Annotated in this window: 10 protein-coding genes; 7 read left to right on the forward strand and 3 right to left on the reverse strand. The window is 63.7% G+C overall.

Going from position 1 to position 13,167, the window contains the following annotated elements:
- Nucleotides 1-136 precede the first annotated feature (136 nt).
- The 5 genes from JZY06_RS00295 (at nt 137) to JZY06_RS00315 (ending at nt 5,198) form a co-directional block, all read left to right on the forward strand.
- Nucleotides 137-886 (forward strand): lysophospholipid acyltransferase family protein, encoded by a 750-nt coding sequence (locus tag JZY06_RS00295; RefSeq protein WP_207117493.1) that lies wholly within the window; start codon nt 137-139, stop codon nt 884-886.
- 620 nt (nt 887-1,506) lie between these two features.
- Nucleotides 1,507-2,235: a glutamate ABC transporter ATP-binding protein GluA gene (gene gluA / locus JZY06_RS00300; protein WP_207118278.1), complete on the forward strand. Its 729-nt coding sequence runs from the start codon at nt 1,507-1,509 to the stop codon at nt 2,233-2,235.
- Nucleotides 2,236-2,345: 110 nt separating this feature from the next.
- Nucleotides 2,346-3,236 carry a glutamate ABC transporter substrate-binding protein gene (locus tag JZY06_RS00305; RefSeq protein ID WP_207117494.1) on the forward strand — a complete coding sequence of 297 codons (891 nt, stop codon included), beginning with the start codon at nt 2,346-2,348 and terminating at the stop codon, nt 3,234-3,236.
- A 325-nt stretch (nt 3,237-3,561) separates the two neighbouring features.
- The gene (locus tag JZY06_RS00310; protein WP_207117495.1) at nt 3,562-4,245 is read left to right on the forward strand and encodes an amino acid ABC transporter permease; all 684 of its coding nucleotides are present in this window, start codon (nt 3,562-3,564) and stop codon (nt 4,243-4,245) included.
- Nucleotides 4,245-5,198, forward strand: a complete 954-nt coding sequence (locus tag JZY06_RS00315; protein ID WP_207117496.1) for an amino acid ABC transporter permease — start codon at nt 4,245-4,247, stop codon at nt 5,196-5,198. The genes JZY06_RS00310 and JZY06_RS00315 overlap by 1 nt, the downstream gene beginning before the upstream one ends.
- 185 nt (nt 5,199-5,383) lie before the next feature.
- Here the strand turns inward: JZY06_RS00315 and JZY06_RS00320 are convergent, their stop codons facing one another.
- Nucleotides 5,384-6,679 (reverse strand): glycosyltransferase 87 family protein, encoded by a 1,296-nt coding sequence (locus JZY06_RS00320; RefSeq protein ID WP_207117497.1) that lies wholly within the window; start codon nt 6,677-6,679, stop codon nt 5,384-5,386.
- A 147-nt stretch (nt 6,680-6,826) separates the two neighbouring features.
- Here JZY06_RS00320 and JZY06_RS00325 point away from each other — a divergent pair, with 147 nt between their 5' ends.
- Nucleotides 6,827-7,384 carry a polyadenylate-specific 3'-exoribonuclease AS gene (locus JZY06_RS00325; protein WP_207118279.1) on the forward strand — a complete coding sequence of 186 codons (558 nt, stop codon included), beginning with the start codon at nt 6,827-6,829 and terminating at the stop codon, nt 7,382-7,384.
- Nucleotides 7,385-7,509: 125 nt separating this feature from the next.
- Here the strand turns inward: JZY06_RS00325 and JZY06_RS00330 are convergent, their stop codons facing one another.
- The gene (locus JZY06_RS00330) at nt 7,510-8,514 is read right to left on the reverse strand and encodes a hypothetical protein (protein ID WP_207117498.1); all 1,005 of its coding nucleotides are present in this window, start codon (nt 8,512-8,514) and stop codon (nt 7,510-7,512) included.
- A 403-nt stretch (nt 8,515-8,917) separates the two neighbouring features.
- Between JZY06_RS00330 and JZY06_RS00335 the strand changes: the two genes are divergently transcribed.
- Nucleotides 8,918-10,315: a class II 3-deoxy-7-phosphoheptulonate synthase gene (locus tag JZY06_RS00335; protein WP_207117499.1), complete on the forward strand. Its 1,398-nt coding sequence runs from the start codon at nt 8,918-8,920 to the stop codon at nt 10,313-10,315.
- A gap of 106 nt (nt 10,316-10,421) precedes the next feature.
- Here JZY06_RS00335 and JZY06_RS00340 read toward each other — a convergent pair whose 3' ends face one another.
- Nucleotides 10,422-13,022 carry a type ISP restriction/modification enzyme gene (locus JZY06_RS00340; protein WP_207117500.1) on the reverse strand — a complete coding sequence of 867 codons (2,601 nt, stop codon included), beginning with the start codon at nt 13,020-13,022 and terminating at the stop codon, nt 10,422-10,424.
- Nucleotides 13,023-13,167: the final 145 nt, after the last annotated feature.

Genomic DNA, 13,167 nt, shown 5'->3' on the forward strand with positions numbered 1-13,167 from the left:
CGGGGCAAACCATCACCTGCCGGCCGCGGTGGTGCGTAAACTGGGGGCCTGAAACCTGCGCACCGCCGGAGATCGCATCAGCGTGGTGCACTGTTTTGCTAGACGATATAACCCACCGACCGCCGGGAGCCGACACATGCACAGAAAAACCTGGTACTGGCTGTTCAAAAATGTTTTGATCGGCCCGTTCCTGCGGATTTGGAACCGGCCGAAAACCGCAGGCCTGGACAATGTTCCCGCCACCGGCGGGGCTATCGCGGTCAGCAACCATTTGTCGGTGTTCGATTCCTTCTACCTCCCGCTGCTGGTCACCCGCCGCATCACCTTTCTGGCGAAAAAAGAGTATTTCACCAGCCCCGGTCTGATCGGCCGTTTCCAGGCCTGGTTTTTCACCGTCCTCGGGCAGGTGCCGGTTGACCGCAACGACCCCGATGCCGCGCAGCTGGCCATTGAAGCAGCCACCCGGCTGGTCAACGACGGTGAAATCGTGGCCATCTACCCGGAAGGCACCCGCAGTCCCGACGGGCGGCTGTACAAAGGCAAAACCGGTGCTGCCCGTGTGGCTATCGCCACCGGCGCGCCGCTGGTGCCGGTGGCGATGTTCGGCACCCGGAAAGCCAATCCGGTGGGCAGTTGGATTCTGCGCCCGGTCACAGTCGGCATGACCATCGGTGAACCCATCGATCCGGTGCAGTTCCTTCACGGGGAGGGGCTGCCGGTTGATCCGGACAGCTATGAATCAGCCCGGGCGCTCACCGATGAATGCTCCCGTCGGCTGGCGGCGATCTCCGGGCAGGAATTCGTCGACGCCTATGCCGCGGATGTGAAAAAGTCCCTGGCCGCGGGCAACGGCTACCCGCCGGGAACCGAACCCCGCCACAGCTGAGCCGTCTGTGCCGCCGCGGTACGGACAAACCGCACCTTGATTTCGCCCGCCATCCCGGGAGACAACCGTCACCGGGGCTGTGGCGGGCTTTGTCATCGCCTGCCGCATTGTCTTCACGCCCGGTGATGCGCATACCGCACCGGCGCCGGATATCCCGTGGACAGGGAAAAGGCAGGCAGGGGGTTGTTCCCTGCGGCGGGAAATACAGGCCGCACAAATATTAAAAGGTATGACTCAATTGGGTGGTGGTGGGTGATGCTCCGGTCGTGCCCCGGCGGCTGTTGCAGGGGGTGCTGCGGGGACTTTCCGGCGGATTCAGGGTGCTCGCCGCAGAGTGCGTTACACAATGAAAAACACATGAATACCGCTCCGGCAGTCTGTGTAGAGGCTCTGGTACACCTGTATGGGGCAGCGGGCAATCAGTGAAAGACCTACATGGCCGCAAATTTATTTTGAGGCGACTATTCCTAATGGCGTTCGGGGGTACATAGACACACCCCCGGGGGTGGGTAATGTCTGTTCCCACGGGCGTGAACCGTGTGTCGCCCCCACCCCGGAGGGTGAAAGTGTAACCCAGGTTACTTTATGGCGGCACCATGGCGAATAACGCAGCACAGGCCATGATCCGGATTAGGAACGTCAACAAGTACTTCGACGATTTTCACGCCCTCAAAGACATCAACCTTGAGGTTCCCCGCGGTCAGGATGTTGTTGTGCTCGGACCATCCGGTTCCGGCAAGTCCACTCTGTGCAGAACCATCAACCGCTTGGAAACCATTGAATCCGGCGAAATCTACATCGATGGTGAGCTTTTGCCGGAAGAAGGCAAAAAACTCGCTCAGCTCCGCGCCGATGTCGGCATGTGCTTCCAGTCGTTCAATCTTTTCCCCCATCTGACCATCAGACGCAACGTCAGCCTGGCGCCGATGAAGGTCCGCGGGCTGAAGCAGGCTGAGGTCGACAGGCGGGCCCTGGAACTTCTGGAACGGGTGGGTATTGCCGAACAGGCTGACAAATACCCGGCCCAGTTGTCCGGCGGCCAGCAGCAGCGGGTGGCCATTGCCAGGGCTTTGGCCATGAATCCCAAAGTCATGCTTTTCGATGAGCCGACCTCGGCGCTCGACCCGGAGATGGTCAATGAAGTCCTCGACGTCATGACTGATCTGGCCGCCGAAGGCATGACCATGGTCTGTGTCACCCACGAGATGGGGTTTGCCCGCAAGGCCGCCGACCGGGTGCTGTTCATGGCTGACGGGGCGGTGCCCGAGGACACCGATCCGGAGACCTTCTTTACCAACCCGCAGTCCGACCGTGCCCGCGATTTCCTCTCCAAGATCCTGGGCCACTGACCAAACCAGACGATTGTTATCCCGTGCAGGGGCCACATCAACAGGTGGTTTTTCACCCCGTTGACGCCCCCGGCGCACAGACACCCCACAATTTTTTTAAGGACCCCACCATGAAAAAGAACTTCACCACCATGCTCGCCGTCACAGCAGCAGCCGCAGCTGCGATCACCCTGTCGTCATGCGCTTCCGATGAAGCCGCCGGCGGTGGCGGGGGCGGACTGCTCGGCGACATTGAGGCCGGCACTGTGACCATCGGCACCAAATTCGACCAGCCCGGTCTGGGACTGCGCACTCCCGACAAGTCCATGACCGGTCTCGACGTTGATGTCGCCACCTACGTGGTCAACGAGATCGCCGAGAAAAACGGCTGGGATGCACCGGCTATCGAATGGAAGGAATCGCCTTCCGCGCAGCGGGAAACGATGATCAAAAACGGTGAGGTCGACATGATCGCCGCCACTTACTCGATCAACTCCTCCCGCGCCGAGGCGGTCAATTTCGCCGGCCCCTACCTGATCACCCACCAGGCGCTGCTGATCCGCAACAACGACGACAAGATCACATCCCTCAAAGACCTCGACAAGGGCGGAAAACTGTGTTCGGTCTCCGGCTCAACTCCGGCGCAGAAGGTCAAGGATGCCCTGCCCGGTGTTCAGCTGCAGGAATACGACACCTACGCCTCCTGTGTTGAAGCACTGTCCCAGGGCAGCGTGGATGCCATCACCACTGACGCGCCGATCCTCTACGGCTACGCCTCCCAGTACGAAGGCGAATTCACCGTCGTGGAAATGACCAAAGACGACGGCAAACCCTTCACCAACGAGTACTACGGCATCGGCGTCAAAAAAGACGACCAGGCTGCCACCGACGCGGTCAACGCCGCCCTGACCGAGATGTACTCCTCCGGTGACTTCGCCACCATCATGGCCGACAACCTCGGCGCCGATGCGAAGGTCGTTGAAGAAGGCACCCCGGGCGACCTGTCGTTTCTGAAAAAGTAGCCCACCCGGGACCATCTGGGGGTCGGGTGTGGGCCAGGGCAACCCGGCGCCACCGCCCGGCGCACTGCGCCCGAATTATTCAGGCGCAGCGGCTGTTTTTTCCACCGCGCTTCGCACTGCAGCTGCCCGTGCCCCGCCACCCGGACGGCGTGTGACCGCTGTCGCCGGCTGTGCCGGCGATCCGGCCGGTGGCCAATGACCTGCCGCGTCCCGCCCCCGGACCGGCAACCGCCGCAGGTCCCCCACCCGCACCGGTTGACAGCACCGGTTGCGCCGGCTGCGTTTTACACCGGTCGGCCCCAATGTTTCTAGGAGTGATCCCGTCATGCACGACATGTGGACGGACCTGTCCCCGGCCCTGTGGCCGGCCTTCTGGCTCACGATCAAACTGACCGTGGCCTCTGCGCTGGGCAGTTTCGCTCTCGGCACCGTGTTGACCGCCATGCGTGTCTCCCCGGTGTCGATGATGCGGAAACTGTCGGTGTTCTACATCAACACCGTGCGCAATACCCCACTGACACTGATCGTGTTGTTCTGTTCCATCGGCCTGTACAACAACCTCGGGTTGAAACTGGCCCCGGAAAACGACACGTTCATCGAGACCAACAACATCCGCCTGGCAATCCTCGGATTTGTGGTCTACACCTCGGCGTTCGTTGCCGAGTCCCTGCGCTCCGGCATCAACACCGTCCATTTCGGGCAGGCGGAGGCGGCCCGTTCCCTGGGAATGAGTTTCCCCCAGGTTTTCGGCTCCATTATTTTCCCCCAGGCGCTCAGGGCAGCCATTGTGCCGTTGGGCAACACCCTGATCGCCCTGACGAAAAACACCACCATCGCTTCCGTGATCGGTGTGGCCGAGGCATCTCTGCTGATGAAATCCACCATCGAAAACCATGCCGCCCAGGGTTTTGTCCTCTTCGGAATCTTTGCGGCCGGATTCATGGTTCTCACCCTGCCGATGGGCCTCATCGTCAGCCGTTACTCGACGAAAATGGCGGTGAAGAACTGATGAGTTCCTCTGTACGCGCAACTGTCCTCTACGATGCCCCCGGGCCGAAAGGGCGGCGCACCAACCGGATCATGACCGGCGTGACCATTCTGCTCGCCCTCTCCGTATCCGCGTGGGTGCTGGTCATCCTGGCCGGAAACGGGCAGCTGGCGGGTAAAATGTGGACCCCCTTCATCACGCCCACCACGTGGACGACCTATCTGAAACCCGGGCTTGTCGGCACCCTGAAATCCGCCGTTGTGTCCATCGCCCTGGCACTGATCATCGGCACACTGTTGGGGTTGGGCAGATTGTCACCGGTGACACCGGTCAGCTGGATATGTGCGGTTGTCATCGAAATTTTCCGGGCCATTCCGGTGCTGATCCTGATGATTTTCGCCTACCAGATGTTCGCCGTCTACCATGTGGTGCCTTCCTCCCAGCTGGCGTTTGCCGCGGTGGTGTTCGGGTTGACCATGTACAACGGATCGGTGATCGCCGAGGTGCTGCGCTCCGGTATCCGGTCGCTGCCCAAAGGACAGGTGGAAGCAGCCAAAGCGCTGGGCCTGTCCCACCGCCAGACCATGTGGTCGATTCTCCTGCCGCAGGCGGTGGCCGCCATGCTCCCGGCCCTGATCTCCCAGATGGTCATCGCGCTCAAAGACGCGGCACTCGGCTACCAGATCGGCTACATCGAAGTGGTCCGCTCCGGGTTGCAGTCGGCCTCCGTGTACCGCAACTACCTGCCGGCACTGGTGGTGGTTGCTGTGGTGATGATCATCATCAACTACGGCCTGACCATGGTCGCCGAACGCGTCGAGCATCAGCTGCGCGCCGGGCGGGCGCGGAAAAACATTGTGGCCAAGGTTCCCGAGCACCCCGACCAGGGTGTGGAAACCAAGGACCGCGCTTATGCCGACAAACACGATCCGGCGCATATTGATCTGCGTCGTTTGACCGACGAACCCGCCTAGCGGGCAGCACACACAAGCGCCCGGGAAACAGTTGGAAAAACACTGTCGTCCCCCGCGCCGCCGTGTCCTCATTACCCCAGCGGCGATCACCGGCGGCAGCGACCGGGTTGTGCGGTATGTATTGGTGGATATCCCCGGTGACGCCACCGGGGGAGAGACTGCGGACCCGCCGGGTGGGTGGTGGATTACACGGTGACAGTCCAGCTGCGGCCGGTGGTGGCTTTCGGGCTTAAGATGCCCGGCCGTGTGATCACCGCCACCACACAGATTGCCATGGCCATGACGTGGATGGATCCCAGCAGCTGGTCGACCGTGGTGTATCCCCCGCCGGGAGCGGGAAGACCGGGAATGAGCCGGTGGGCAGGAACAACCAGCGGGATGGCCGCGGCCACAAAAGCCACCCACCCGGCCACGGTGTCGCCGGTGGTGGCCGGTCCGAACCGCAGGGATGCTCCCAGCAGTACCACCAGCGGCAGCAGCCACACGAAATGATGCACCCAGCTGACGGGGCTGCAGGCCAACGCCACGAAAGAGCACACGATCACCGCGCCCGGCCGGGAACCTGCCTCCAACAGCCTGGAGACAGCCCACGCAGTCAGCAGCACCACCACGGCACACGCGGCGATCCACCAGCCGGGGTGATCCAGCCCGGCCCGGGCCAATACTCCCGCCACGGAGCCGTTGCTTCCCGAGGCCACCGGCAGCCGGGTGTCCATGTTCCACATCACGGAGCCGAAATAGTTTGTCGCCTGCGCCGGTGCGGCGGCCCAGCCGATTGCGGTGGCAATCACGGCGGTGGCGGCCGCCCGCAGCAGGCCGGTCTTATCCCGGTCAAGGACGAAAAACAGGAAAAACACCAGGGGAGTCAATTTGATGGCGGCGGCCAGGCCGGTGAGGATTCCCCTCGGCAGCAGCCGCCGGTCATCTGTGCGGCACACATCCAGCATCACCATGCCCAGCAAAATAATGTTGATCTGCGCGTAGTTCAGATTCACCAGCACCGGATCGCAGGTCAGGGCGAATGGCCAGATCACGCAGGCCCACCGTCTCGCCCCGGCCCGGGTCAGCTGCCCGGGAAGCACGCTGCCGCAGGCGGTCAACAGATACGCGGTGACACACCACACGATCAGCGCGCTGAGCGTGTTGGTGACAAGGGCTGCGGTGTGGATGCTCACACCGGCCATCGGGACAAACATCACCGCCGCAAAAGGCGGGTAGGTAAACGGCAGCGTCTGGTTGTCGGGGCCGTGGAACACGTGCCCGTAGAGGTCGCCGCCGGCCAACAGCAGCTGTGCGCCACCCCGGTAGATGCCGGTGTCGGCGAAAAGATCATGGGTGGGGGAAGCGGTCCGGTCAACAAGGGCCAGGGGGTTGTAGACCTGGAAGACAACGAAGAGCAAACCGAAAACCACCCCGGTGACAGCCAGCCACTGCGGGGGGACACTGATCGTGCGACGCTGATTGTCTGCTGCACATTTCACGCCTCAAAAGTATAGGGTCATCCCACCCCCGCCTGGCCGCAGCACCGGATGGGATAGGGTTTTATGCGACATAAGCCTTACCCCGCCGACGGCGAGGTGGTGACCCCGGGGACCACCCCACGAATAAAGCTGGTGCAATACAGACCCGTGCGTTTCTTCTACGACACAGAATTCATCGAGGACGGCAGCGTTGTGGAGCTGGTGTCCATCGGCATCGTCTCCGAGACGGGCGCCGAATACTACGCCTGCTCGACGGATTTCAATCCCCGGTCCGCCAACAGTTGGGTGCGGGACAATGTGCTCAACCAGTTGCCCGGTCCGGCCAGCGACTGCTGGAAACCGCGTTCCACGATCCGTGACGAGGTGGCGGCTTTCCTGCTGGAAGGCCACAGCCGCAGCTCGCGCCCGGAGCTGTGGGCCTGGGTCGGCTGCTACGACCATGTCGTCTACGCCCAACTGTTCGGGGATATGGGATCCATGCCGCAGCACCTGCCGCGTTTTACCCGGGAGATCAAACAGTACTGGGAGATGGCCGGTCGGCCGAAGCTTCCCGCCGCCCCCCAGGGGCAGCATGACGCGTTGGTGGACGCCCGCCACAATCGTGAGCGTTTCGCCGCCATCCACGCTGTCGCCCCGCTGGACAAACGCGGTGCACTGGTCAACCGTTCCCGCAGCACACCGGCGCCCGGAACAGTCACAGGCTAGGCGAGCACACGGCCCGAACCGCCCTGGTGGATCACAAAGCCGCAGGTGGTGTTTTCCCCGCCCGGCCCGGCGGGGATGGTTCGAACAGATGGTGACGAAAAAAAGACACCGTGCCAAGGATTCATTCAGCTGCCGGTCAGGCCGGCGAAATCATCCAGCGGCAGCAGCGGGGCCGGGTGGCGGGCATCGCGCAGCACAATGCCCCGCGGTGACAGGCTGGCGAAAGAGATCGGGTAGCGGGCGGTGATGCCAGCGGCGGTGACGGGTTTCCCCACCCCGAAACACCGGGCGTGGGAAAGCGCCTCCACCGCCGGTCCGGCCCACGGGTACCCCTGCGTGATGCCGGTGTCGAGCAACCGGCGCAGCATCACAATTCCCGCCGAGCCGAGCTGACGCTGGTGGGCGGGAAGCTTTCTGTCGTCCGGATCGACTCCGCCGCACCCGAGCACCACGGTTGCCCGGCGGTAGCCGTAGTCGGCGGGCGCGGCGGCAATACCGAGAATTTTCAGCAGCACCCGCATGGTGCAGCGCATCTCGTCGGTGATCGGGGTGCGGTCCAGCTCCACCGGATCGATGTAGGTGGGCACGGCCGTGGCGTCACGCAGCCCGGGTCGTAGCCCCGATATCCATCGGCCGCCGGGCAGCAGGGGAATATTGGACTGTTCCGGTCTGGTTTTCTTCATTCCCCGCAGCGGGCACATGAACCCCATCATGAAATCGGTGAAGCCGTGCGGATTGTTGCTGTTGCTGGCCCACCCGACCAGGGAAGTGGTCACCGTGTCGCTGAACAGGGTGCCGTCGCGGCGCAAAAGGCCCGCCGTGTTCGGATTGCAGCCGATGGCCACCAACAGATGCCGGTCGGCGACCGCACCCGTGACCAGGGAGCCGCCCAGCAGATAGCAGCAGCCGCCGGCCAGCGGGCAGTCCTGTCCCACCGCGGATTTGCGGAAACTGCCCGACACCCCGAACACCGGCCATCGCCGGTCGGCGTGCGGCCCGCCGGCCAGCGGCGCGGACCAGGTGGTCCAGTAGCTGCGGTCGTCGCGGTGTTTCAGGGCCGTGCGGTAGCACTCCCGGTGGATCGAGGTCACCAGGGTGGCGGTTCCGTGGCGGGCTGTGGTCACCCTCACTTCCAGTGGTCTCCTTGTCGGGCGGATACCGCGCCGGGTGCGGGCGGCATCCGCACGCCCCGGCGCCGGGTGGTGGCTTGCCTCCCCGTCGGCTGCGGCGGCGGTAGGGGTGTTTTTTTAAAAAACACCGTGCGCTGTGTGTGCCCGCCCCGCCTGACGGGGATGACCCCCAGGCTAGAATCCCGGGCAAAGACCACACCCTGCCGCTTCCCCGTTCGGGGGTGGCAGATACCGCCGGTGGCCAGCGGGCAGTGGTGGACCCGTGCCCCGGCAACGCCCACCCCGCAGCCGGTGCGGGGAAGGAAATTCCGGTTGATTGGGCCGCTGGTGCGGCCACACCCGCAGCCGGTGAACCAGCACCACTGTTGTCGCGGCCACCACCGGGTCTGGTAGACATTAACGGGTGAGTTGGAGTATTGACATCCCCGTAGACGAACTGCCCGATCTGCCGCCGCTTCCCGACGGTATCCGGCAGCGCTTTGATGACGTCGTGGCCCGCGACGCCAAGCAGCAGCCCACCTGGGACAACCACTATGCCCTGGGGGTGCGTAAGGTTCTTGAATCCGTGCCGCCGGTGGTGGTGGCGCCGGAAATCAGGAACCTGAAGAAACAGCTCGCCGAGGTGGCCCTGGGCAAGGCTTTTCTTCTGCAGGGCGGCGACTGCGCCGAAACCTTCGAATCCAACACCGAGCCGCATATCCGGGCGAATGTGAAAACCCTGCTGCAGATGGCGGTGGTGCTCACCTACGGTGCCTCGACACCGGTGGTGAAGATGAGCCGTATCGCCGGGCAGTACGCGAAACCACGGTCATCTGATCTGGATGAAAATGGTTTGCCGAACTACCGCGGCGACATTGTCAACGGGGTGGAGGCAACCGAGGCCTCCCGCAAACATGATCCGGCCCGCATGATCCGCGCCTACGCCAACAGCTCAGCGGCGATGAACCTGGTGCGTGCCCTGGTCAATTCCGGTACCGCCGACCTGCACCGGCTGCACGAGTGGAACCGTGAGTTCGTCTCCAATTCACCGGCCGGTGCCCGCTACCAGGCTTTGGCCAGTGAGATTGAAAACGGCCTGAACTTCATGCAGGCCTGCGGGGTGGATGACCATTCGCTGCGCAGCGCCTCGATCTACTGTTCGCACGAAGCTCTGCTGGTCGACTACGAACGCGCCATGCTGCGCCTGGCCGAAGACGAGCACGGGGTCACCGAACTCTACGACCTGTCGGCCCACCAGCTGTGGATCGGTGAGCGCACCCGGGGCATCGATGATTTCCACGTCAACTTCGCGGCCATGATCGCCAACCCGGTGGGGCTGAAAATCGGTCCCAGCTGCACCCCGGAACAAGCCGTCGCCTACGCCGACCGCATCGACCCGAACTTTGAACCCGGCAGGCTCACCCTGGTGGCCCGCATGGGGCACGACAAAATCCGGCGGGTTCTGCCGGGCATTATTGAGGCAGTCGAAAAATCCGGGCACCGGGTCATCTGGCAGTCCGATCCGATGCACGGCAACACCCAGACGTCCTCCAACGGCTACAAGACCCGCCACTTCGACCACGTGATCGACGAGGTACAGGGATTTTTCGAAGTCCACCGGGAACTGGGCACCCACCCCGGCGGCATCCACATCGAATTGACCGGCGAAAACGTCACCGAATGTTTGGGCGGCGCCGAAGACATCACCGATGTTGATCTTCCCGGCCGCTACGAATCAGCCTGCGACCCGCGGTTGAACACCCAGCAGTCGCTGGAGCTGTCCTTCCTCGTCGCGGAGATGCTGCGCAACCAGAAGAACTAAGCGGCTGCGCGGTCCTTTACCCGGTACCACCTTGCCACGGGCCGGCGCCTGTCACCGACAGGCGCCGGCCCGATCATCTGCGCGGCACGGATTCCGGCGCCGCCGGTCAGCGTCCGGTGGGCGCAACCGGGCCGAACACTTCGTCGATCAGCTGTGCGGAGACCACCGACATGGTGGTCAACTGGCCGATCATGGTCACCATGGCGCGGGGATTGCCGTCGATTTCTTCCGCCCGGTTGGGGTCGTTGATGATTCGGCCGGTCTCGTCCCGCGTGACGGCCCACCCGTGGACCAGCCAGCGCAGCGGCGACCGGCTGCCCACCAGAAAGTCCCCGGCGCACTCGGGAATCCCGGCGACGCTCAGCGCGTCAGTGATGCGGATGGTTGTGGGGTCGGGGATCCGGCCACCGGTGGAAGGCTCGGTGGTGACCGGATGCGACAGGTTCTCGATGACCCCGTAGCCCGACTTTGAATCATTGCCGCCCGGGTGCATCGACACCGACAGGTTCCACGGCTTGAGAAGGTCGTAGCGCAGATGCAGGCCCATGAGTTTTTGCCCCAGGTCGGCGATGGCGCGAAATCGTGCGGGACCTGACGGTGCCGGGATACGCGGCAGTGATTCATTGAGTTCGCGGCGGTAGCGCTCCCTGTAGTGGGGGTTGTGCAGCCAGCCGTAGACATAGAAGAAAATATCGTCCTTGCCCACCGCCGGATCGACGGTGCGGCGATAGTATTCGGCGACCGCGTCGGAGATATTGTCGACCCGCCTGTAGCCCGCGACCACCTGGCCTGCGGCTGCCGGTGAGTCCGGGCCCGCCGCGGGGTCTGTTTCGGCGGCGAGTTCTTCTTCCAGGCTCACTTTCTGCCAGCGCCAGCGGGGGAAGAAATACCCGGGGCGTGACTCCCACAGCCGGCGGTGGACGATACCGTCGGCGGCACAGACCCCGAAGCTCCGGTCGTCGAAGGGGCCGGTGGTGAAAAAACCAAGATTGTCGTTGGCGGCGGTGGGGAAAAACTCCGGCAGTCGGCCGCGCATGTCATTGAGTCCCCGGTCGAAATACACCCACTGCCGGCACGTCGGCCGGTAGAGGCCGCGGCGAATATTGGCCGGATCGAACTGCAGCGGCTGCCCCTCCGCCAACCGGCTCAGCAGCGACCGGTCCCAGCTGATACTGTCCCGAACGGTCAATTCCGGATGCCGGCGGAGAAATTCCTCCGCACGCGTCAGGCGCTGGCCGGGGGTGAGTTCACCCGGGTCGAAAAGCTCCACCGCCTGGTTGAAGATCCGGATGGTGGACTGGACGTTGTGGATGAGCGCCCGCCGGGAGAAATTCCAGCACCACCGGTCACGGGCGGTATCAAGCCCCTGGCTGCTGCTGAGAAATACCGCAGGCAGCCCCAAGGCGGTGTCGTCGCCGGCGGCGGCCAGCGGGAAAAAACCGGAAAAATCGGCGGCGTCCCGGGGCAGCCAGTTCGCCCGGCTGTCGGGGGTGATGGTGGCTGTATCAAGGCTGTCGAGGTCATGGTCGGCAAGATAGGCGAGCTTGCTTTTGGCCGACAAGGCCTCGGGGGTTTCCGCGTAGCGGATGACACAGGTGGTCGCAGCAGGGTTTTTCACCCCGAGGAAAATGTGGATGCCCATCTCGGCCCCCACAATATTGTCCCCTTCAGCTGTGGCAGCCCGCCCGGCTTTGCCCCGGTCTCCCCGCAGATTCACGATCGTGATCTCGCTGAATTCCTGTTCGACTACTGTTCGGATGCCCCGTCCGGCCAGTGAACTCAACCAGCTGTTGGAGGTCAGGAAGGCGACAATACCTGTCTGTCCCACCGCGTCAGTGGCCCACCGCAACGCCCGCACGGAATCGTCGTAGAGGCTGGCAGGATCACTGCCACCGGCCGCCGCGGCATAGGTGTCGGTGATCCGCTTGTCCACTTCCGGCGCGGGGTGGTGGGCGGCGGGTTGTGAAAAACCGCCCTGCGGCGCGCCCAGGGGAGGGGCGCCGAGAAGTATTTTCACCGGCAGGTCACAGGCGGCACCCCAAAACTCATGTGCACCGGAGGTAAACGTGTTGCACGCCGGGCGCCGCGGCGGCAGCTGCCCGGTGGCATCGGCGATCACCGCGGCGGTGAGATCCCGGGCCAGCGGCACAATGTCGTTGGCCACCAGGCGAGCGAGGTCAACAGCTTCGTTATCCCCGGTATGAAGAAAATCGATCAGCCTGCCGGGAAATACCCCGGCCCCGGAAAACGCGTCACCCACGGCGATGCCACGGCTGGCGAGACCGTGGCCGAAGTGGCGCCGGCTCAGCGTGTCGGTGGCACGGATCATCCAGTCGGCGAGACAGGAAGGGGTGAAGGTGACCACTGCCGGATCCTCATGCAGGACAGCGGCCACACGGTCGACAACAACAGTGAACAAATCCTGCCGCGCGGCCCGATCATCGCCGCACCCGGCCAGACGCCGGCGCACAAAATCGTAGAACAATCCCATATCGCCGGTGCGGGTGGCGGGGGAGAAACGCCGCCAATCCCCCGGGTCGCACACCCTGGCGCGGGGGCCGAAAAAAAGCTCCGCCACCGGTTGGAGAATGACCCGGGCAGCAGTGTCTAGGTCCGGTTCATCCCGGCCTTGGTCCCGGGAAATCTGGCCGGCCAGCTCGACGACAGCCATCCCGGCGGTGGTGAGCACGAGATCATCGGTGTCCATGAAACACCAGTGTATAAACCCCGGCCCCGCCGCGGGCGCTGCCGGATGAAAAACCCCGGCGACGGGACGGAAAAAGACACCCACACCGGGACGGGCAACGCAAAAAAAGCACAAACCCTGCCGCCGGTGTGGGGAGCCGTGGTGG

This window comes from Corynebacterium mendelii, from assembly GCF_017307055.1.
In the GTDB taxonomy this organism is placed as follows: Bacteria; Actinomycetota; Actinomycetes; order Mycobacteriales; family Mycobacteriaceae; genus Corynebacterium; species Corynebacterium mendelii.